At 68.2% G+C, this 20,609-nt stretch carries 21 protein-coding genes; 12 read left to right on the top strand and 9 right to left on the bottom strand.

The features are described from left to right. The first annotated feature begins 395 nt into the window (after positions 1-395). From J2X45_RS14630 to J2X45_RS14620, 3 genes are all read left to right on the top strand, one after another. The gene (locus J2X45_RS14630; RefSeq protein WP_310215964.1) at positions 396-2,279 is read left to right on the top strand and encodes a ribonucleoside-diphosphate reductase subunit alpha; all 1,884 of its coding nucleotides are present in this window, start codon (positions 396-398) and stop codon (positions 2,277-2,279) included. A gap of 325 nt (positions 2,280-2,604) precedes the next feature. Further along, complete coding sequence (locus J2X45_RS14625; RefSeq protein WP_310215960.1) at positions 2,605-3,492, top strand: lipid A-modifier LpxR family protein; 888 nt, start codon at positions 2,605-2,607, stop codon at positions 3,490-3,492. A gap of 84 nt (positions 3,493-3,576) precedes the next feature. Then, the gene (locus J2X45_RS14620; protein WP_310215957.1) at positions 3,577-3,918 is read left to right on the top strand and encodes a hypothetical protein; all 342 of its coding nucleotides are present in this window, start codon (positions 3,577-3,579) and stop codon (positions 3,916-3,918) included. 6 nt (positions 3,919-3,924) lie between these two features. Here J2X45_RS14620 and J2X45_RS14615 read toward each other — a convergent pair whose 3' ends face one another. The 7 genes from J2X45_RS14615 to divL form a co-directional block, all read right to left on the bottom strand. Next, positions 3,925-5,652: a serine hydrolase gene (locus J2X45_RS14615; RefSeq protein WP_310215955.1), complete on the bottom strand. Its 1,728-nt coding sequence runs from the start codon at positions 5,650-5,652 to the stop codon at positions 3,925-3,927. Between the two features lie 65 nt (positions 5,653-5,717). Further along, positions 5,718-6,995, bottom strand: coding sequence for a patatin-like phospholipase family protein (locus tag J2X45_RS14610; protein WP_310215952.1), 1,278 nt, complete (start codon positions 6,993-6,995; stop codon positions 5,718-5,720). 16 nt (positions 6,996-7,011) lie between these two features. Further along, complete coding sequence (locus J2X45_RS14605) at positions 7,012-7,710, bottom strand: hemolysin III family protein (RefSeq protein ID WP_310215949.1); 699 nt, start codon at positions 7,708-7,710, stop codon at positions 7,012-7,014. Positions 7,711-7,941: 231 nt separating this feature from the next. Continuing rightward, the gene (locus tag J2X45_RS14600; RefSeq protein ID WP_310215947.1) at positions 7,942-8,712 is read right to left on the bottom strand and encodes a sulfite exporter TauE/SafE family protein; all 771 of its coding nucleotides are present in this window, start codon (positions 8,710-8,712) and stop codon (positions 7,942-7,944) included. 69 nt (positions 8,713-8,781) lie between these two features. Next, positions 8,782-9,828 carry an aspartate-semialdehyde dehydrogenase gene (locus J2X45_RS14595; protein WP_310215945.1) on the bottom strand — a complete coding sequence of 349 codons (1,047 nt, stop codon included), beginning with the start codon at positions 9,826-9,828 and terminating at the stop codon, positions 8,782-8,784. Positions 9,829-9,926: 98 nt separating this feature from the next. Beyond that, entirely contained in the window at positions 9,927-10,004 is a 78-nt protein-coding gene (locus J2X45_RS14590; RefSeq protein ID WP_024265966.1) for a hypothetical protein, read from the bottom strand. Positions 10,005-10,130: 126 nt separating this feature from the next. Then, entirely contained in the window at positions 10,131-12,440 is a 2,310-nt protein-coding gene (divL, locus tag J2X45_RS14585) for a cell cycle protein kinase DivL (RefSeq protein ID WP_310215943.1), read from the bottom strand. Positions 12,441-12,608: 168 nt separating this feature from the next. Here divL and J2X45_RS14580 point away from each other — a divergent pair, with 168 nt between their 5' ends. The 3 genes from J2X45_RS14580 to J2X45_RS14570 all read left to right on the top strand — a co-directional run bounded on the left by J2X45_RS14580 (position 12,609) and on the right by J2X45_RS14570 (position 14,099). Next, complete coding sequence (locus J2X45_RS14580; RefSeq protein ID WP_310215940.1) at positions 12,609-13,010, top strand: metallopeptidase family protein; 402 nt, start codon at positions 12,609-12,611, stop codon at positions 13,008-13,010. Continuing rightward, on the top strand, positions 13,007-13,414 hold the full coding sequence (locus tag J2X45_RS14575) for an SWIM zinc finger family protein (RefSeq protein WP_310215939.1): 408 nt from the start codon (positions 13,007-13,009) through the stop codon (positions 13,412-13,414). Before J2X45_RS14580 ends, J2X45_RS14575 begins: the two co-directional genes overlap by 4 nt. 61 nt (positions 13,415-13,475) lie before the next feature. Continuing rightward, positions 13,476-14,099, top strand: coding sequence for a class I SAM-dependent methyltransferase (locus tag J2X45_RS14570; RefSeq protein ID WP_310215937.1), 624 nt, complete (start codon positions 13,476-13,478; stop codon positions 14,097-14,099). On the opposite strand, the gene J2X45_RS14565 is transcribed toward J2X45_RS14570, so the two are convergent. Continuing rightward, on the bottom strand, positions 14,096-14,803 hold the full coding sequence (locus J2X45_RS14565; RefSeq protein ID WP_310215935.1) for an NAD-dependent deacylase: 708 nt from the start codon (positions 14,801-14,803) through the stop codon (positions 14,096-14,098). The genes J2X45_RS14570 and J2X45_RS14565 overlap by 4 nt on opposite strands. Before the next feature lie 162 nt (positions 14,804-14,965). Between J2X45_RS14565 and J2X45_RS14560 the strand changes: the two genes are divergently transcribed. Both J2X45_RS14560 and J2X45_RS14555 read left to right on the top strand, forming a co-directional pair. After that, entirely contained in the window at positions 14,966-16,093 is a 1,128-nt protein-coding gene (locus tag J2X45_RS14560; RefSeq protein WP_310215931.1) for a ferritin-like domain-containing protein, read from the top strand. Positions 16,094-16,222: 129 nt separating this feature from the next. Then, positions 16,223-16,768, top strand: a complete 546-nt coding sequence (locus J2X45_RS14555; RefSeq protein WP_310215930.1) for a lipocalin family protein — start codon at positions 16,223-16,225, stop codon at positions 16,766-16,768. A gap of 78 nt (positions 16,769-16,846) precedes the next feature. Here J2X45_RS14555 and phyR read toward each other — a convergent pair whose 3' ends face one another. Continuing rightward, positions 16,847-17,647 (bottom strand): anti-anti sigma factor/receiver protein PhyR, encoded by an 801-nt coding sequence (phyR, locus tag J2X45_RS14550; RefSeq protein ID WP_310215928.1) that lies wholly within the window; start codon positions 17,645-17,647, stop codon positions 16,847-16,849. Positions 17,648-17,874: 227 nt separating this feature from the next. Between phyR and J2X45_RS14545 the strand changes: the two genes are divergently transcribed. The 4 genes from J2X45_RS14545 (at position 17,875) to J2X45_RS14530 (ending at position 20,604) form a co-directional block, all read left to right on the top strand. Then, positions 17,875-18,060: a NepR family anti-sigma factor gene (locus J2X45_RS14545; RefSeq protein WP_096053953.1), complete on the top strand. Its 186-nt coding sequence runs from the start codon at positions 17,875-17,877 to the stop codon at positions 18,058-18,060. Between the two features lie 2 nt (positions 18,061-18,062). Beyond that, the gene (locus tag J2X45_RS14540) at positions 18,063-18,668 is read left to right on the top strand and encodes a sigma-70 family RNA polymerase sigma factor (RefSeq protein WP_310215925.1); all 606 of its coding nucleotides are present in this window, start codon (positions 18,063-18,065) and stop codon (positions 18,666-18,668) included. After that, positions 18,665-20,371 (top strand): sensor histidine kinase, encoded by a 1,707-nt coding sequence (locus J2X45_RS14535; RefSeq protein WP_310215923.1) that lies wholly within the window; start codon positions 18,665-18,667, stop codon positions 20,369-20,371. The genes J2X45_RS14540 and J2X45_RS14535 overlap by 4 nt, the downstream gene beginning before the upstream one ends. A gap of 89 nt (positions 20,372-20,460) precedes the next feature. Then, positions 20,461-20,604 carry an entericidin A/B family lipoprotein gene (locus J2X45_RS14530; protein ID WP_310215920.1) on the top strand — a complete coding sequence of 48 codons (144 nt, stop codon included), beginning with the start codon at positions 20,461-20,463 and terminating at the stop codon, positions 20,602-20,604. Positions 20,605-20,609: the final 5 nt, after the last annotated feature.

Below are 20,609 nucleotides of genomic sequence, written 5' to 3'. Positions count from 1 at the left end.
TCACTCGCGCGATCCGGCGGGTCGGCCGCCAAAAGCCCCGCACTGCGGGCGTCTCACGGCCGTCAGGACCGACGGCGCGTCGAGCCTTCGCCCTGGCCTCGCCACCCTGCCTTGTGCTCGCCCTGTGGGCGAACATTGTTGTCCGGGGACGGACGCCCGTCGGCGCCTTGCGGCGCTCTGTCGCGGGTGAAAAAAGTTCGGCTAGGCAACCCCTTGTCCCGCCTATGCAAGTTGGTGGCGTTCACAGGTTGTTAACGAAAAACTCGGCGCAGGGGCGTTGACGAGTCATTCACCAGTGTGGCCCCATATTTGGGTTGAGGGGGCTCCTCAGCCACAAGATATAGCGGCTGGCGGGGATACTTCCTTCTCCGGAACACGCTGATTGAGCATGGATTTTGGTCATGAACGGCAGTGAAGCGGTGAAGTCGAGCGTCCGTAACGAGGCCCGTCTGGCGGCGATCAAGCCCGCCAAGCGCCCGCAATTGGCGCTGGTGCGCAAGGTCGAGGTCGACCGCTCGCGCGACGCCCTGTTGACCGACTTCGGCAAGACCACGCTGGAAGACCGCTACTTGCTGCCGGGCGAAAGCTATCAGGACATGTTCGCGCGCGTCTCGACGGCCTTCGCCGACGACGCCGACCACGCCCAGCGCGTCTATGACTATATGAGCCGCCTGTGGTTCATGCCGGCCACCCCGGTGCTGTCGAACGGCGGCGCCGATCGCGGTCTGCCGATCAGCTGCTTCCTGAACGCCGTCAATGACAGCCTGGACGGCATCCTGGGCGTCTGGAACGAGAACGTCTGGCTGGCGGCCAACGGCGGCGGCATCGGCACCTACTGGGGTGGCGTGCGCTCGATCGGCGAGAAGGTGAAGGGCCAGGGGCAGACCTCGGGCATCATCCCCTTCATCCGCGTGATGGACTCGCTGACGCTGGCGATCTCGCAAGGGTCGCTGCGCCGCGGTTCGGCCGCCGTCTATCTGGACATCCATCACCCGGAAATCGAGGAGTTCCTCGAAATCCGCAAGCCGTCGGGCGACTTCAACCGCAAGTCCCTGAACCTGCACCATGGCCTGTCGATCACCGACGAGTTCATGCACGCCGTGCGCGACGGCACGAAGTTCGGCCTGCGCTCGCCCAAGACCAATGAGGTCCTGCGCGAGGTCGACGCCCGCGCCCTGTGGCAGAAGGTTCTGGAGCTGCGCCTGCAGACCGGCGAGCCCTATCTGATCTTCTCCGACACGGTGAACCGCGCCATGCCCTCGTTCCAGCGGGAGCTGGGCCTGAAGGTGCGCCAGTCGAACCTGTGCAGCGAGATCATGCTGCACACCGGCACGGACCATCTGGGCCAGGAACGCACCGCCGTGTGTTGCCTGTCGTCGGTCAACGCCGAGACCTATCTGGAGTGGCGCGACCACCCGACGTTCATCGAGGACGTCATGCGCTTCCTCGACAACGTCCTGCAGGACTTCATCGACCGTGCGCCGGACGCGGCTTCGGCCGCCGCCTACGCCGCCATGCGCGAGCGCTCGGTGGGTCTGGGCCTCATGGGCTTCCACAGCTTCCTGCAGAGCCAGAACGTCCCGTTCGAGAGCGCCTTGGCCAAGAGCTGGAACATGCGGATGTTCAAGCACCTGCGCCGCGAGGCCGACAAGGCTTCGATCAAGCTCGGTGAAGAGAAGGGGCCGTGCCCCGACGCCGCCGATCGCGGCTCGATGGAGCGCTTCTCGCACAAGCTGGCCATCGCCCCAACCGCGTCGATCTCGATCATCTGCGGCGGCACCTCGGCGGGCATCGAGCCGATCCCGGCCAACATCTACACGCACAAGACCCTGTCGGGCTCGTTCGCGGTGAAGAACCCCTACCTGGAGAAGCTGCTCGAGGAGAAGGGCCAGAACACCGACGCGGTGTGGGGCTCGATCCTGGAGAACGAAGGCTCGGTCCAGCACCTCGACTTCCTCAGCCAGGACGAGAAGGACGTCTACAAGACCGCCTTCGAACTGGACCAGCGCTGGGTGATCGAACTGGCCGCCGACCGGACGCCGGAAATCTGCCAGAGCCAGTCTGTCAACGTCTTCCTGCCCGGCGACGTCGACAAGTGGGACCTGCACATGCTGCACTGGATGGCCTGGGAGCGCGGCGTGAAGAGCCTGTACTACCTGCGCTCCAAGTCCGTGCAGCGCGCGGCTTATGCCGGCGCCGAGGACAAGGCCGAGGCCGCTGCGAGCGGCTTCGACGTTCCCGAAAAGACCGATTACGACGAGTGCCTGGCCTGCCAGTAACGCCGATGTGACGTCATTGCAGAGGGCGGCGCGAGGAATCGCGCCGCCCTTTTCACATTCCGGGAACCCTGTTGGCGCACAGTGGTGGTCACCTGCGCGCTTTCGTCCCCGTGACAGCCGGGATCGGAGGCGTAGGCTGGAAACACTAGAGCGTGATAGCCGAAAGTGTGAGCGGTTTCGGCGGCAATCACGCTCTAACTGTTTGAAAACGAGCCTTCTTTCCCCCTCCGACTGATTCCATTCGAAGGGAGAAGGCTCGAGGGTCTGGGAGTCCGCGATGCGGGCGATTGGAAAGCTAGCCGTGTTTGCCGTGGGGGTCGCGATCATGACCCCTTCGATCGCCGCCGCCCAAGCGCCGGCCCAGCCAGCAGGCCCTTATTCATTCCAGGTCAAGCCCGAGGCGGCGCGTCCGCTGTCGCTCGCCGCGACTGGCCTTCTCGCGCGCCCCATCGAGGCTCCGCAGGCCCAACTGGAGGGCGGCTTTGGCCTGACCCCGGCGGCGGCCATGGCGGGCGATGCGCGGATTCTCGATGTCGACCGCTATTATGACGGCGCTGGTCCGGTCATGTGGCGCTCGACCGCCGTGGCCTACCAGGGCGAAGTGGGCGGTCCGATCAGTCAGGTCCGTGTTTCGATGGCGGGCGTGCCTCGCACGGCGACCGTCGCTCCCCTGACCCTGGTCCGCCCCGACAGCGACGCCTATGAGCTGCGAGAGGTCGATGTGACCGTCACGCGGGGTTGGCCCTCGGCGGTGATGCTGAAGGGGCGCAGGTACGCCCTGGACGTCACCCCGCACGCGGGCGTGGGCTTTGGCGGGGCCGGCGGCTCGGCGGAAGCGGGCGCCACGGTGCGTCTGGGTACGAAGAAGAATATTGGCGACCGTGTCACCGACGCGCTGGGCGTTCGCGAAGGCGGCGCAGCGTTCGGTGACCGGGGACGTTGGTACATCTACGCCGCCGCCAGCGGTCGCGCCGTCGGGTTCAACATGCTGCGGGGCCAGAACGGCGATTGGTCCCGCGCAGGCCTGTCACAGGACGTCACCAGCCGCCTGATCGGCGACACCCAGGCGGGCGTGGCCTGGCGCAAGGGGCCGATGCAGGCCGCGTTCGGCTATATCCACCGCGAGATCCGGGCCAAGGAAGGCGTTCTGGGCCTGGCCACCCAGAAGGATGACGTCGTGGCCCTGTCGTTCAGTCTGAAGCCGCATTGGTAAGGGGCTAGGCCCCCGTCGGGCTTGTGTTTCCGCCCGCTTTCATGCAGCAAGCCCCGGTTAGCGCCTTAAACCGTCAGCGAGACCATGAGCGACAGCGAGCCCCCGCGCCGCAAGACCCTGAGCCTGAAGAGCGCCGTGGTCGCCCCCGGCGGCCCGCCGCCGCTCGAGCGCATGGTCAAGTCGTCGACCAAGACGGTCTTCGTCGCGCCTCAGGCCGCGCCGCCGCCGCCGCCTCCGGCGGCTCCGGTCGTCGGGGACTGGAAGTGCAAGCCCTGCGGCACGCGCTTTGACCCGCCGGCCGAGCTGGCCGACGAGGACCATGTGCGCTGCCCGTCTTGCAACGCGCGCCTTGGCCTGGCCTCGGACTTCCGCAGCGATCCGCCCAACGTCGCCAAGCTGCGCGCGCGCTGGCTGAAGAAGGCTTAGAGGCGCTTAAGGCGACCGAGGCGCCGGCAGGCTTCTTCCGCCTTGGTGCAGGGTCAGGCTGGTCGCCTTCCCGTCCGGGCCCAGGGTGAACGTGGCGTTGGCGGGCACGACGGTCCACACGACCTTGGTCGGGCTCTCGGGAAACACCTCGAACGCGGGCTGGCCGGTGATCTGGGCGAACAGGCTCTGGTCCTTGCGCGTCACCGTGATCGCCACGCCCGGGGCCAGCGCATAGCGCCCCGCCAGGGCGTCCAGCTCGGCCGAGGACAGGGTCGCGACCTTGGCCGGGCGCGGCGGCGGGGGCGGTTCGGCGCCGTCGGCCAGGCGCTGGGCCGTGGTGTTCTGGCCGTTCTGATGCAGGGTCACCGCCGTCCCACGCCCTTCGGCGTCGACGGTGAAGGTCAATTGGGCGTCGACCACCTTGAGGAAGAAGGTTGTGGGACTCTCGGCGAAGATCTCGACGGCCGGCTGACCCGTCAGCTGGCCCAGCATGCGCTCGCCGTCGCGGCGGATGGTCATCACCACGCCCGGGGCCATGGCGTAGCGACCGACCAGCTTGTCGAAGGCCGCAGCCGGCAGCGGGACGGCGACCCTGCTCTTGGGGGCGGTCTTCAGCGGTCGCCCCGCCATCAGGTGCAGCCCGATGTCGTCCACGCCCATCACGCCGGCCGTGTTGCTGAGCACCACCACGCCCAGTCCGGTCTTGCGATTGAAGCTGACGAAGCTCTGAAAGCCCATGGTGCCGCCGGAATGGGTGACGATATCGCCGTCGGGTGTCGGCCAGATGTGCCAGCCCAGGGCCACGGACACGTCGCCGCCGGCCGGACGCCGGGGGACCAACTGGTCGGCCATCGCCGTATTCAGCGACGTGTCGGCGTAGCCCAGTTCGGCGGCGAGCAGCTTCAGAAGGTCGTCAGCGGTCGAGCGCAGCGCGCCCGCGCCGGCCAGGCTGGGCAGGTCCCAATGGGGCGTAACCTCCAAAGCCGCGTTGTGGCCGCTGGAGAAACGGACGGCCTGGGCCGGCGAGAGCGCGATGGCTGTGTTGGTCATGCCCAGCGGCGCCAGCACCCGCTTTCGCAGCACGGTCTCGTAGTCGCCGCCTGCGCGATAGGCCAGGGCGCGCCCCAGCAGTCCCAGCCCAAGATTCGAATATTGGTAGGTGGCGCCGATATCCCGAGGCAGGGCGTAGTCGCGCAGGAAGGCGTCCAGCTGAGCCTCGGTATAGTCCGCATAGGGGTTGAGCGGGTCCTTCATCGCCATGTTGGTCGGCAGGCGCGGCAGGCCCGAGGTGTGCGTGGCTAGGTCGATCAGGGTGATCGCCTTGCCGTTCCGGGTCGGAACGACCGTTCCCGGCGGCAGGTGCTTGGCCACCGGATCCTCCAACCCGACCTCCCCGCGCCGGACCATGTCGGCCAGCAAGAGGCTGGTCAGCGCCTTGGTGACCGAGCCGATCTCGAACAGGGTCTGGCCGTCGACCGGCTTGCCGCCGGCGCTCATCAGGCCGTGGGCGATCACCCGCTGGCCTCGGGCGTCGATCACCCCGACCACCATGCCCCGGCTCTGGCGATCGACGTCGACTCGCTGGGCCAGGATCTGGCGGATCGCCGCGTCCGAAAATCGATCGGTCGAAACCGAGGCAGGCTTCGCCGCCGCCCCTGTCGTCTGGGCGAAAGCGCCCAGAGGGGCGAGGCCGACGAGGGCGGTTGCAGCTAGAGCGACAAAAAGACGGCGCATCAGGGCCCTCTCCGCCTCAGGGGTTGAGCAGTCTTGTCGACGCCGCTCCCGCTGGCAAGCGGGCGCTAGACGCCTTGGGGCGACTGCTGGGGTGCGGCGTCCAGCGGTTTCTCGTCGCGCACGATCAGACCCGTTCCCGCCGAGACCGCCTGCGGCGTCTGCTTTCTAAACAGGCCTCGCCACAAGCTCTGTTCCTCCACGGCGTTGGACCAGACCGCGCCGCTCGCCGCCTGCTCGAAGCCGGCGTCATAGATCCGGCGCATCAGGCCGGTTTCGAACTTCAGAAGGTTCATTCCCTCGAAGGTGTTGGGGATCGAGGCCACGCTGAGCGGCAGGTTGTGACGGGCGCAAAAGCCTGCCGCCAGACTCAAGGCCTGCCGATACGAAAAGCGCAGCATGGTCTCGAAGCTGCGCGCCATGATCGAGGCGACGCCCGGCGGCGTCGACTGGGTCGACGGATCGAGCACCGTGTTGACGATCACGTGCACGCGACCCCGGCGCAGGCGGGTGCCAAGGTTGCGCCAATGCAGAAGGGCGTCGGGCATCAGGAACAGCGGCGCGGCGACGCCGCCATCGACGTGCATCTCCTGAAAGACCTGTCCATCGGCCTCGACCTCGATCAGCTTGGGCGGAAAGATGCCCGGCACCGAAGACGAAGCGACCAGCAACGACCGGACCAGCTTCAGCGCCTCGGGTCCGCCCTTCACCGCAATCTCACCGAGATCCCAGACGACCGCGCGTTGGCTGTCGAGATTGGTGGTGGCGATCAGCAGCCGGCGGCCCTTGGCGTGTTCGACGGCGATAGCCTCGACCATCTCCTGGTCGACGAAGGTCTCGACCAGAACGTCCAGGGACTCGCCCTTGAACAGGCTGGGACCCAGCGCAGGCGCCAGGCGGCGCAGGCTGAGCAGCTCGGCGGCGTGGCCGCCGGTATATGCGTCTGTCAGGCGCTCGTCCCAGGCTGAACCCAGAAAGGCCAGCGGGGCGATCAGGGCGCCCGTGCTGACGCCGGTGACGATGGCGAAGTCGGGTCGGCGCCCGGCCTTGGAGAGTCCCGCCAGCACGCCCGCGCCATAAGCGCCGCCAGCGGCCCCGCCCGACAACGCCAGGATGTTGAACTCGTCTCGGCCCAGCAGGGAGCGCATCGGCGCCAGCCGATCCGCGGCCTGCCGCAGCGCGTCGTCGGCCTGGTCGACGGTCAACCGCACCCGGGGGAACCCCACGGCCTCCACCTGACGGTCCGAAGGCGGCGTGGGCAAGCGCTTGCCGCGGAGGGGGTCGCTGGATTTCCAGTCCCGGAAGAAGCCTTGCAGGCTGAAGCTGCCAGCCGGGTCCTTGTCCACGCGATGGTTCTCCCGATCAGTGCGCGCCGGCCAGGACCACGCCCACCAGGACGGCCGCGTAGTGCAGGCCCGCGCCGCCGATCACGTGGCCGTGCCAGATGGCGCGGCGGAACTTCAGGCGTCGCATCAGGTAGAAGACGGTTCCGGTCGAATAGACGATGCCGCCGATGGCCAGCAGCAGCAGGGCGGGCCACGACAGGCCCTCGATCATCGGCTTGATCGCCACCAGCACCAGCCAGCCGAGCGCCAGATACAGGCCGACCCAGAAGCGCTTGTCCAGCCCCGGCAGGAACAGCTTGGCCGCCACGCCGACGCCGGCCACGGTCCAGACCGCCGTGGTCATGCCGATCGCCCACCAGCCGTGCAGGTTCTGGGTGGTGAAGGGGGTGTAGGAGGCGGCGATCATCACGAAGATGCCGGCATGGTCGAACCGGCGCAGCAGCGGGCGCCAGCGGGCCTTGGCGAAGTTGTAGGCCGTCGACAGCGACAGCATCAGGATCAGGCCCACCGTGTAGACGCTGACGGCGGCGACCTGCTTGAGGTCGCCCAGCCCGAACGCCAGGCCCAGCAGGATTCCGCCGCCCATCAGCGCACAGGCCAGGCCTGCCAGATGCACGACCAAATCAGCGCACTTGGCCGCCGGGGTGGGATAGTGCCGTCCCGGCTTGGCGACGACGAGCTCGGTCGTGTTGGCGGTGGTGGTGAGTTCGGTCATGGCCCGGCCCCGATGGCTTGCAGTACGCACGAAGCATAAGTTCGTTCCGCGACATATAAGCGTCGATCATCGTGGCTGTGAAAGGGCCGTGGCGACACGATCGCGCGGAAAAGCGCAATTAGAGCCTCGCGCGTCAAAACGGAATCGTTTTGACGCGACAACGAGGCTCTAAAATCAAACACTTAGAGCGTGACTTGCGCCGAAACCGGTTCCCACTTTCGGCGTCACGCTCTAGGCTAAAAGGCCGCGGGCGCCGTCGAACATCAGCTTGCCGCCGACCAGCACCAGCAGCACGTAGATCAGCTTGTAGAAGCCTTCGGCGGGCACGCGCCGCACCAGCCAGACGCCGGCCCAGGTCGAGGCGATGGCCAGCGGCAGCAGCACGCCAGCTGTGGCCAGGGCCTGGGGCGTCAGCTGGCCCAGCGCCAGATAGGCCGGGACCTTCATCCAGTTGACCACGCCAAAGAAGATCGCGCTGGTGCCGATGAACACGTCGCGCGGCAGGCCGCGCGGCAGGGCGTAGATCTGAAACGGCGGGCCGCCGGCGTGGGCGATCTGGCTGGTGAAGCCTGCGGTCGCCCCGCAAAGCACGCCGAACCAGGGTCGGGCGGGCCCCGCCTCGATCTCATCGGCCGCCTTGAGGGCGCGCTCGGCCCAGAGGCGCTGCAGGGCGAAGACGACCGAGATCGCCCCGACCGCCAGCCTGACGGCCGACTCGTCGACCAGCGCAGCCAGCGCCCAGCCCAGGACGATGCCGCCCGCCGCGGCCGGCAACATCAGGACCAGAATCCCCTTGTCCCAGGTTTTCCGGAACGACCACACGCTGACCACGTCCTGCACCAGCAGGATCGGCAGGATGATCGAGGCGGCCATGACCGGGGACACCGCCAGGGTCATCATCGGCACCGCCACCACCCCGATCCCCGCGAACCCGCCCTTGGTCAGGCCCAGCAGGAACACGGCCGGAATGGCGACGAGGTAGAAGAACGGGTCGGTAATCATGGCGGGGTGTTAGCAGAGCCGTCGCGCAAGGTCTCCCTTCCCCCTGTCAAAGGGGGGAAGGGGAAGCCTCTAGGCGTCCAGCATCACCTCGGCGATCTGCACGGCGTTGAGGGCCGCACCCTTGCGCAGGTTGTCGCCGACCACGAAGAGGGCCAGGCCGTGGGGGACGGTCGGGTCGGGTCGCACGCGGCCGACGAAGACCGGGTCCTGGCCGGTGGCCGCCAGTGGGTTGGGGACGTCGTCGATGACCACACCGGGCGCGGCGCCCAGCAGCTCAAGCGCCTCGGCCACCGAGACCGGGCCGTCGAACTCGGCGTTGATCGACAGGGCGTGACCGGTGAAGACCGGCACGCGCACGCAGGTGCCGCTGACCGGCAGGCCGGGGATCTCGAGGATCTTGCGGCTCTCGTCGCGCAGCTTCAGCTCTTCCTCGGTGTAGCCGTCCTCGCCCAGCACATAGTTCAGCGGCACGACGTTATAGGCCAGCGGCACGGCCCACTTGCGCGGGGCGGGCAGGGGGGCGGCGTCCGGCGAACGGGCCAGACCGTCCAGGTCGCCGGCCGCGCCGGCGCGCAGCTGCTCGGACAAGACCTCGATGCCCTCCATGCCGCCGCCCGAGGCGGCCTGGTAGGTGCTGACGGTCAGGCGCTTCAGGCCCGCCTTGTCGTGCAAGGGCTTGAGCACCGGCATGGCGGCCATGGTGGTGCAGTTGGGATTGGCGACGATGCCCTTAGGGATGGTGTTCAGGGCGTGCGGGTTCACCTCCGCCACCACCAGCGGCACGTGCGGATCGCTGCGCCAGGCCGAGCTGTTGTCGATCACCACGGCCCCGGCGGCGGCGGCTTTGGGCGCCAGCTCGCGCGAGGTCGAGCCGCCCGCCGAGAAGAACACAATGTCCAGGCCCGAGAAGTCAGCGGTGGCGGCGTCCTCGACCACGATCTCCTGACCGTTGAAGTCGATCTTGCTACCGGCCGAGCGGGCCGAGGCGAACAGGCGCAGCGAGGCGACGGGGAAGTCGCGCTCGACCAGCAGTTCGCGCATCATGCCGCCGACCAGGCCGGTGGCGCCGACGACGCCGACGTGGGGTGGATTGGCTCGGGAAAACTTGAAGCTCATGGTGTTGCGTCTCCGGGAGGTGTGGAGCGCGGGGAGCTAGTGGTCTCTGAAGGTGAGAGCCGCCCCGCGCATCGGCGGGGCTGGTTCGAGGATGCCGCTTAGATCGCGCGCACGCCCGCCGCCCCACCGAGGTGGGTCGTTTTGCGGGTAATAGTTTTGGTCGCGGCGAAAGACATCGGCAGCGCTTCTAGCGGCGCCGATGCGTCGCGTAAAGCCCTGCTAGGGCAAAAGGATGCTGTCTTCGCCTGCCGGGTGCGGGGAAGGGGCAAGAACTTGCCGCCCCGCCGCGTTCCGCGCGACGGCTAGAAGCCAAGTTCCGGCTGCATGGCGCCCGGCTGCTGGGTCTCGGGCAGATGGCAGGTGAAGGTTGAGCCATTGCCCGGCTCGCTCTCCAGCGCCACCCAGCCGCCGTGCAGCTCGACCAGCGCCTTGACCAGCGCCAGGCCAAGGCCCGGGCCGCCGCGATCGCGACCGACGAACCGGTCGAAGATGTGGGCCTGCACGTGGAACGGCACGCCCCGGCCGGTGTCGGACACGTCCAGCCTCACCTCGCCCAGCGCGCGGCGGGCCGAGAGCGTGACGCGACCGCCGGGCGGGGTCTGGCGCAGGGCGTTCTCGACCAGGTGGTCCAGGGTCTGGGCCAGGCGCTTGCCGTCGCCGCGGATCAGGCCGACGTCCTCGTCGCATTCCACGGCCAGGGTGACGCCGCCCAGCTGGGCGTCCTTGAGGGCGCGCTCCTGGGCGTTGAGCAGCAGGTCGGAGACGCGGATGTCCTCGATCTCCAGCGCCATTTCGCCGGCGTCGATCTGGGCCATGTCCAGGACGTCGTCGATCGAGCGCGCCAGCTGGGTGGCGGCGGCGCGGACGGCGGCCACGTGGTTGCGACCCCGTTCGGAAATGCCGTCGGCGCGCTCCAGCAGTTCGGAGTAGCCGATGATCGTCGTCAGCGGCGTGCGCAGCTCGTAGGAGACATTGCCGACGAAGTCGCGCTTCAGGCGCTCGGCCTCGGCCAGAGCCGCAGAGCGGTCCGCCAGGGCGCTTTGCAGGTCGCGGGTGTCGGTGACGTCGGCGAAGGCGATCAGGGTCGCGCCGTCGGGCAGCGGCCGGCTCTGATAGAGCACGATCCGGCTGTCGGAGGTCCGCACCTCGCCCGAGGTCGGGGCCCGCATCTGCGGATCGGGATCGGCGACCCGGCCCTTCAGCTCGCGCCAGAACGACAGGTCGTGCAGGCGCGGCACGCACAGCTCGACCACGCCCTCGAAGTCGCCGGCTGCTTCAAGCGCGTGCGGGGTGACGTTCCAGAACGTCTCGAAGGCCTCGTTGTGCAGGCGCAGGCGGCCGTCCGAGCCGAACACGGCGACGGCGTCGTTCAGCTTGTCGAGCGTGGCCTGCTGGACCTGAATCAGGGCGTTGTACTGGGCCTTCAGGCGCAGCTCGCCGGTGATGTCGGAATAGATCAGCAGCATACCGCCCAGCGGGTGCGGCTGGCGGACGACCTTCAGCGTGCGGCCGTCGGGCAGGTCCCACAGGTCGTCGGCCTGTGGGCCCAGGTGCTCGTAGCGCGCGAGCTCGGCGGCCTTCCAGCCAGCGTAGTCGATGGTCTCGGGCAGGCGGCGGCGCTGGCGCAGGCGGTCCAGGACCTCGCCGTGGGTCGGACGGTCGGCCAGCCAGGCCGGCTCCAGGCCCCACAGCTCGGCGAAGGCGGTGTTGTGATACGACAGACGGCGCGTCTGGCTGAAGATCGCCACGGCCTCGGCGATGTGGTTCAGCGTCTCGTCGTGGGCCTCGACGTGCTTCTTGAAGGCGTCGCGGACGTCCTCGATCTCGGTGACGTCGGCGCAGAACACGCCCACCCCGCCGCCGTCCAGCGGCTGGGCCGACAGGCGGAAGGCGCGGCGACGGCCGTCCAGATTGATCCAGCGCAGCGCTTCGCGACGCTCGCCCTTGCTGGCGGCCTCGACCACCACGGCGTCGGCGCCGCGGTCAAAGCTCTTGCCCGCCAGGGCCGGGGCCTGCGCGGAGGCTGCGCCGACGGCGCGGACGAAGGCGGCGTTGCCCCAGACGGCCTGACCGTCGGCCCCGGCGATCCAGCAGGGCTCGACCACGCTGTCGACGAAGGCGGCGAAGCGGGCGGCGGTCGGCAGGCCCGAGTCGGCGCGGTCGATCGGCGCCAGACGCAGCCAGGCCAGCGCGCCCGCCGCGCGGCCCTCGACGGCGACGAGGCCGTTGGCGCCGCGCGCTTCGAACACGCAGGGCTCGCCGCGCTCGAACAGGGCGGCCAGTTTCTGGGCGTAGTTGGGATCGGCGTCGCCGAGCGCGGCGACCACGGCTGAGACCTCGGTGTCGGCGCCCAGCGCCTTGGCGCAGGCGGCCAGGCCCTCGCCGCCGGCGACAAGGCTGGCGCGGCCGCCCTCGACGGCGACGACGGCGGTGTCGAAGGCGTCGAGCCAAGCCGGGGCGTCGTCAGCGCCGCCTTGCTGGATCAGGCGCGTCTTGAGCGCGGCGATGCGCGCCTCCAGGTTCCGCCGCTGCCCGTGGGACCACAGGGCGACGGAAATGGCGAGACACACCGCGCCGGCCGCCGCCGCGAGGATCAGGTCATACGAAGTCATCAGGCGCGCGCTACCCCAGCGGGTCTTCGAATCAGAATCCCAGATTAGTCGGGCCGTGACCAGAGGGCGATCAAGCTCGGGTGTGGCCGTCCGTCGCGTTTTCTGTGTTCGCCGCCAAGATCGGCGGTCGGCTATGGCGATCTTCGCCAATCGCTCTATGTGAACCGGATGACCTGGTCTGATCGCCTCGCCCCCTCGCTCGACGATTTCGCCGTCCTGGCCAAGCAGGCCTTCGACGACCTGCCCGCCGAATTCCGCCACCTCGCCGGCGAGGTGGTGATCCGGGTCGACGACTTTCCGAGCGAAGAGGTTCTGGACAGTCTCGGCATCCAAGACGCCTTCGAGCTGACAGGCCTCTACCAGGGCGTGGATCTGAGCAGCCGGTCGGTGCTGGACTTCGGGGCCGAGCCCTCGCGGGTCTTTCTCTATCGTCGGCCGATCCTGGACGAATGGGCCGAACGCAGCGACGTCAGCCTGGGCGATCTGATCACACACGTGCTGGTCCACGAGATCGGCCACCATTTTGGCCTGTCGGACGACGACATCCACCGCATCGAGGACGAGGCATGAGCTTCTTCGATACTGAAGCCTGGCGCGAACGCATGGACGAGCGCTGGTTCGATACCGGCGTGGCCATGGCCGAGGCGGGCGCGGTCGACCTCGTCGCGCTCGAGGATGACAAGGTCACCGCCCACGTCACCGGGAGCGTCGGCGACCTCTATGTCGTGCAGCTGTGGGCGCCGGCGGGCGAGGGGACCTGCACCTGCCCGGGCTTTGAGAAGTTCGGCGCGTGCAAGCACCAGGCGGCCGTGGTCAGCGCCGCCAATGCGGCCGACCTGGGCAAGGTCAAGGACCGGATGGCTCGGCTGCGCGACGGTCTGGCCCTGGACAGCCGCGAGGCGCTGGTCGAGCGGCTGGCCGAATTGGCTCGCCTACAGCCGATGGTGCTGGCGGCGCTGGAAGGGCGCGGGTGATCGCCGACGTGGCTTGACCTTCGGCCCGCCCGGCCGCTCTCCTGATGCGGGGAGATCAAACATGGCCAGCTGGTACGAGCGTCACATCCTGCCGAAGCTGTTGTGCTGCGCGTGCGGCGCGCCGGCCATCCAGGCCCAGCGACGGCGCGTGGCCCCCCGCGCGGAGGGCGAGGTGCTGGAGCTCGGCATCGGCGGGGGGCTGAACCTCGCCTACTACGATCCGACCAAAGCGACGCGCGTGACGGGCGTCGATCCGTCGCCGGAGCTGCGCGCGATCGCCGAGCAGGCGCCGCGTCCGGACGGTCTGGCGGTGGAGATCCAGGCTGGGGAGGCCGAGCGTCTGCCGTTCGCCGACGCCAGCTTCGACACCGTGCTGTGCACCTTCACCCTTTGCTCGGTGCGCTCACCGACGGCGGTGCTGGCCGAGGCCCGCCGAGTGCTGCGGCCGGAGGGCCGTTTCCTCTTCTGCGAGCACGGGCTGTCACCTGACGCCGAGGTCTCGCGCTGGCAGCGCCGCCTCGAACCGCTGTGGAAGCGTATGGCCGGCGGATGCCATCTGACGCGCCCGGTCGCCAGCGCCGTCGCGGCGGCGGGATTCCACTTGGACGAGGTCGAACAGCGCTACATGCCCAAGACGCCCCGGCCGCTGGGCTGGTGCGAATGGGGCGTGGCGCGGCTGGCCTAAAGGTCGGCCAGCACCCGCTCCACCCAGGCCGGCACGACCTCGGTGGCGGGGCCGTAGACCTTCTGGTCGAAGGCATAGGCGTTGGCCGAAGGCTCCAGATTGATCTCGCAGGTCGAAATCCCCATTGCCCGCGCCTCGGCCACGAAACCGGCGGCCGGATAGACCGAGCCCGAGGTGCCGATCGAGACGAAGAGGTCGGCGCGCGCGAGGGCGTCCTCGATCTTATCCATGAACAGCGGGATCTCGCCGAACCAGACGACGTGGGGGCGCGCGCCGCCGTCGCGTCCACAAGTCGCGCAGACCGTGTCGGGCGACAGCGGACCCGGGTCCGGCCAGGTCGCTTCGCAATGATGGCAGCGGGTGACGGCCAGCTCGCCGTGCATGTGGATCACGCGCCGGCAGCCGGCCTTCTCGTGCAAGTCGTCGACGTTCTGGGTGCAGAGGAACAGTTCGCCGCCAGCGGCGGCGAGGCCCGCCTCCAGCCGCGCCAAGGCCTCATGCGCCGCATTGGGCTGCGCGCCGGCCAGATTGGCGCGGCGGGCGTTGTAGAAGTCGCGCACCAGGGCCGGATTGCGGGCGAAGCCCTGCGGCGTCGCGACCTCGTTCAGGTCGTACTTCGTCCAGACGCCATCCTTGTCGCGGAAGGTGCCCAGGCCGCTCTCGGCCGAGACGCCGGCGCCCGTCAGAACGAAGACGTTCATCATCCCTCTCCACACTCCCGAGACGCGAACCTGACGGCGGCGTCATTTTTCATTTGACCGCGATCAAGTCTTGAGTTGACACTGTTTAGATAGCCGAAGGTCCGCGCAAGACGGACCTCGGTGAGCCCACATCCCAGTCGATCGGCCGAGTTAGGGAGCGCCGCCATGACGGACAAGAACATCACCAAGGACGCCATGTATGACGCGGTGGCGCCGGACGATTTCGAGTCGATGCTCGAACTTGACCGGTACAACAACCGCTCGACGGCGTTCGACAAGATCATCTCCGCGACCCATGATCATTTCTGGGATCCGCTGGACAAGGCCTATATCGATTTCGACGAGCCCTTCGACATGGAGAACCAGCCGCTGGTTCCCGAGGAGATGGTGATCGCCCTGTCGACGGACTACGTCTCCAACCACCTGTCGGACCCGAAGGTCCGCACGCGGTTCATCAACCAGTCAGTGCTGCGGAATTTCTCGTCGATCCTGCATGGCGAGCAAGGCGCGCTGAACCTGTCGGCCAGCCTGTGCCACGTCCTCAAGGACCAGGGCGCCCAGGAGTACGCCGCCAACCAGACCCGCGAAGAGGCCCGCCACGTCACGGCCTTCGCCAAGTACATCAAGGCCCGCTGGGGCAAGCCGGTCGAGTGCGGTCCGGCTCTGAAGACCCTGCTGGTCGAGATCATCGGCTCGCCGGAAGTCTACAAGAAGATCATCGGCATGCAGATGCTGGTGGAAGGCCTGGCCATGGGCGCCTTCGCCACCTTCTACAACAACATCAACGATCCGGTCGGCAAGAAGCTGCTGCAGCTGGTGATGACCGACGAAGCCTTCCACCACAAGTTCGGAAAGATCTGGGCTGACCGCACCGTGCCCAAGCTCTCGCCCGAAGAGCATGCGATCATCGAGGACTGGGCGGCGCACTGCTTCCAGACGCTGCTGTTCAACCTCGTCTCGCCGCACCAGCAGCTGGATCTCTACCGCGAGTTCGGCCTGGATCCCGACAAGGTGGTTGAGGAGTACGGGAAGATCATGACCGACGACGTGCGTCGGGAGAACATGAAGGAGCAGACCAACATCTTCCGGGTGCTGGTCAAGACTCTGCTGAACGCCGGCATCATTACCGACCGCACCAAGGCCTTCTACGCCATGTACGTGGATCTGGCCGAGCTGCGGGACGAAGGCGAGCGGATGGTCGGCGACGATATCGCCGAAGAGGGCATCCGCTACCTGCAGGCGATCAACTTCAAGGATCGGCCCGTCGCGCCGGTCAGCATCGCGGCCGAGTAGGGATCCCACCTCCCGAAGACGTCGCCCCGCCCCGCCGGAACCCCGGCGGGGCGGTTGTCGTTTTGGCGAGCCACCGACATCCGCCGGACCATCCCGCGCGTATCCCAGGCGTTGTTTTCCGGAGGTTCCATGCGCCAGTCGCTGCTCGCCCTGCCTGTCATCTTGACGCTGACCGCGACCCTTGGCGCCTGCGCGTCGGGTCCGGTCGGCAATCCCAACCCGCCGCAGCCCGCCAGGTCGGTCGAGGTCGATCGCTATCTGGGCAAGTGGTACGAGGTGGCGCGCTACGACATGCGCTTCCAGAAGGGCTGCGAAGGCGTTACGGCAGAGTATTCCAAGCGCCCTGACGGCCTGATCCGCGTGCTCAACACCTGCCGGGACGGCGCGGTCGACGGCCCGGTGCGGACCGCCGAAGGCAAGGCCAAGATCGTCGACACCACGACCAACGCCAAGCTGAAGGTCAGCTTCTTCGGCCCGTTCTTCGGCGACTACTGGATCATGGATCGCGCCGAAGACTATGGCTGGGCGATCGTCGGCGAGGGCTCGGGGCGTTATCTGTGGCTGCTGTCGCGTCAGCCGCCGACAGAAGCCGAGCGGGCGGCGCTGACCGCCCGGGCCAAGGCGCTGGGCTATGATGTCGGCATGCTGCGGCCGACCAAGCAGCCGCCGCGCTGAGCGCGACGGTCGCTTCTGCAAACAAAAACGGCCTCCCTGTCGGGAGGCCGCTTCTGGTTCAACGACGCAGGTTCGCGCTCAGGCGGCCTTGGCCGTGCGGCGAGGATGGAAGAATAGCGCCTGGCCGATGGCCGCCTTCACCGTTTCCGGCTGGAACGGCTTGGTGATCAGGAAGGTCGGCTCTGGACGCTCGCCGGTCAGCAGGCGCTCGGGGAAGGCGGTGATGAAGATAACCGGCACGTCCATGCGGCCCAGGATGTCCTTCACCGCGTCGATGCCCGACGAGCCGTCGGCCAGCTGGATGTCGGCCAGGACGAGGCCGGGCGTGCGCCGGGCGACGGCTTCGAGCGCCTCGCCGCGCGTGGCGGCGATGTCGGTGACCTCGTGACCCAGTTCGCGAACCAGCGCCTCGATATCGGCGGCGATCACGGGCTCGTCCTCGATGATCAGGACCTCGGTCGCCAGTTCGGCGTCGATCTCGGCCTGGGCGTCGGCGATCAGGCGCTCCACCTCGCCGAAGTCGCAATCCAGGATCTGGGCGGCTTCGGTGGGCGTGAACCCCTCCAGCGCCGTCAACAGGAACGCCTGGCGCGAGCGGGGTGCGATACGCATCAGGCGCTGGGCGGCGTCGTCGCCGGCGTGCGAGGCGTCATCGCGACGGGCCTCGAGCTGGGCGCCGGAGCTGAGCCAGATGGCGTGGAACACACGGTAGAGCGCCACGCGCGGCGACAGGTCGGCGTCCAGCGTCAGCTCGCCCGCCGCCAGGGCTTCCAGCGCCACGCGGACATAGTGATCGCCGGTCGTCTGGTCGCCCGTCAAGGCGCGGGCGTAGCGGCGGATGTAAGGCAAATGCGGCGCCAGGCGAGCAAGAAGACTCATGACCCCTCCCGATTAGGTGTCTTCGAAACTAGTCTAAAGAACGGTCAAGCTACGCCGTTCCGTCGAAGGTCGATAACGCCCCCTCAACTCGACGGTTCCGCCCGGAGCGGAATTTTGCCATCATATGCCCAAGCTTATGGAACCGGGTACGGAAAACCACGTTGTCGTCTGGCGGAAAGACATTCGGCCAAAGGGGGCGGGCGCCGATGAACTTCGGCGTCGAGGACATGATCGAACACGTACCCATGGAAGACAAACGCAAGAGCGCAGCGGCGCTGGATGAAGCGCGCCTGCGTCAGCAGGCGATCGGCGTCAAGCTGCGGCAGATGTTCGACGAGGTCGTCAACGAGCCGGTTCCCGACGAGTTTCTCGCCATCCTCCGCAAGGCCGAGCCTCCAGCGGGGGGTGAGTAAGCATGGCCGAGGAACAGGTTGGACGCTCGCCACCGGACCCTGTCCGCGACAACACCTTCAAACGTGAACTGGTCACGCTGATCCCGCATCTGCGCGCCTTCGCCCGGACGCTGACCGGCGACCCCACCGCCGCTGACGATCTGGCGCAGGACGCCATGATGAAGGCCTGGGACGCCCGCGCCAGCTTCCAGCTTGGCACCAACATGAAGGCCTGGACCTTCATGATCCTGCGCAACCAGTTCTATTCAGAAAAGCGGCGCAGCTGGCGTCAGAGCCAGCTCGACCAGGAAGCGGCCGAACGCACCCTGGTCGCGGTCGACGACCCGGAGGCGCCGGTGGCGCTGGATGAGCTGCGTCTGGGCCTCTCGATGCTTCCGGCCGAACAGCGTGAAGCGCTGATCCTCGTCGGGGCCGGCGGCTTCGCTTACGAGGAGGCGGCCGAGATCTGTAACTGCGCCGTCGGCACCGTGAAGAGCCGCGTCAGCCGCGCGCGCCGGGCCTTGCAGGCCATCCTCGAGACCGGCGCCTATGACCGCGACGGGGCGGCGGCGGGGGATGCGATGCGGGCGATCCTGGCCGACGCGGAGCGACTGAGCTCTTTACGGTGAACGCCTTCACCGGCCGCGCCGGGCGGGCCGCCACCTCCATTCGTGTCCGATTGGCCGTCGCGCTCTGCGTGGCGCTTCTGCCCGTGCTCGTACTGGGCGGTCTGCAGTCGATTTTCGCCTTCCGCGCGGAAGCCGACGCGCGTCGCCAGAGCCTGGAGCTGGCCGCCGGGCACAGCGCGACGATCGCCCGCGCCCGCATCGAGGCCGCTGGCGTCCTTCTGCAGACCTTGGGTCCGGGCTCGGTGGGCCTGGAGTGCGCTCAGCGCCTGGCCGACGTGCGCGCCCGGCTGCCGGGTTACGCCAACCTGATCCGGTTTGACGCGCGTGGCCGGGTGGCCTGCGCTGCGGCGACGACGCCCTCTGACAGCCAGCGCGGCGCCCGCGCTTGGTTCCAGGCGTTGCGGGCCAGTCAGGACATGGTCGTCGCCTCCGCGCCAGGCGCGGTCTATGCCGACGAACCGGCGGTGCTGGCCGCCGTCCGCGCAGGAACCCCCGAGCGCTTCGACGGCGCGATGGCGGCCGTACTGACTTTGCGAGAACTGAAGCTCCAGACGACCAACCGGTTCATGCCGGACGGCGCGGAGGTGGCCCTGGCCGACTCCAACGGTCGCGTGTTCGCCGCCACCAGCCCCAAGGCGTTCGGCGCGCCTCACCCGGGCTGGCGAGAGATCGCGGCGCGTGAAAAGTCCGTGCTGTGGAGCGGCAAGGACCTCGAAGGCCGGAGCCGGAACTATTCCGCCGCGCCGCTGGTCGACGACAATGTCTTCGTGATCTTGTCGGCGCCGTCGCCGGGTCTTTTGTCATGGGCGTCGATCAACCCGATCTCGCGCCTGCTGTTGCCCCTGCTGGCGTTCTTCCTGGCTCTGGCGGCCGTACTGTATGCGGCCGAGCGCGGCGTGATCCGCTGGATCGTCTACCTGCAACGGGTTGCGGCGATCTATGCGCGGGGCCGTTTCACTGTGCGCCCGCTGCAGGCTGAGCGCGCGCCGCCGGAAATTCGCGAACTGGCCACGACGCTGGACGCCATGGCGGGCGCGATCGTCACGCGCGACGCCTCGCTGATGGACAGCCTGGCGGAGAAGGACGCGCTGATGCGCGAGATCCATCACCGGGTGAAGAACAACCTGCAGATCATCACCTCGCTGCTCAACATGCAGCAGCGGGCGCTGGCGGACCCGGCGGCCAAGGCGGCGATGAACGACACGCGTCAGCGCATCACCGCCCTGGCCCAGATCTACCGCGCCCTTTACCAGGGCCCGGACCTGAAACGGGTCGACCTGCGGCCGTTCCTGGAAGAGCTGACCGCTCAACTGCTGGCCAACGACATGGGCGGCTTTGGCGGGACAGGCGGGCTGGTGCGAACCGAGGTCCACGCCGATCCTCTGGTCATTGACCCTGATCGCCTGGCGCCGATCGCCCTCTTCGCGGTCGAAGCGATCACCAACGCCCAGAAGCACGCCTTTGGACCAGGCGGCGGGACTCTGGTGGTCGGATTCCACGTGCGGGGCGAGGAAGCGGAACTGTCGATCAGCGACGATGGGCCGGGCGCGCCCGACAGTCTGGGCGGCGGCGTCGGACGCACCCTGATGACCGCCTTTGCGCGTCAGCTTCGGGGCAAGGTCGCGTTCGAAACGCGCGACCCGCGCGGCCTGACGGTGCGCCTGACCTTCCCCACGCCCCAAGCGCTGCCTCCGGTCGCCTGACCTGGAACCGAGCTTCGCTGCTGACGTTCTGCAAGGGCAATGGTTCAGACGCCCAGGCCCGTGACGGCTCCCGGCGAACAGCGGAGAAAATGATGCGTAAACTGGTGATCCTCGCCGCCCTGGCCGCGTCCCTGTCGGTCGCCGCCTGCAACACGGTCGAAGGCGCGGGCAAGGACGTCTCGTCGGCCGGCAAGGCCGTCACGGACACGGCCCGCGACGTCAAGAACAACTAAGCCGT

It is taken from the genome of Caulobacter sp. BE264 (genome assembly GCF_031457805.1).
Taxonomy (GTDB): domain Bacteria; phylum Pseudomonadota; class Alphaproteobacteria; order Caulobacterales; family Caulobacteraceae; genus Caulobacter.
The sequence above is the reverse complement of the archived record's forward strand: the minus strand, read 5'-3'. Positions and strand labels throughout refer to the sequence as shown.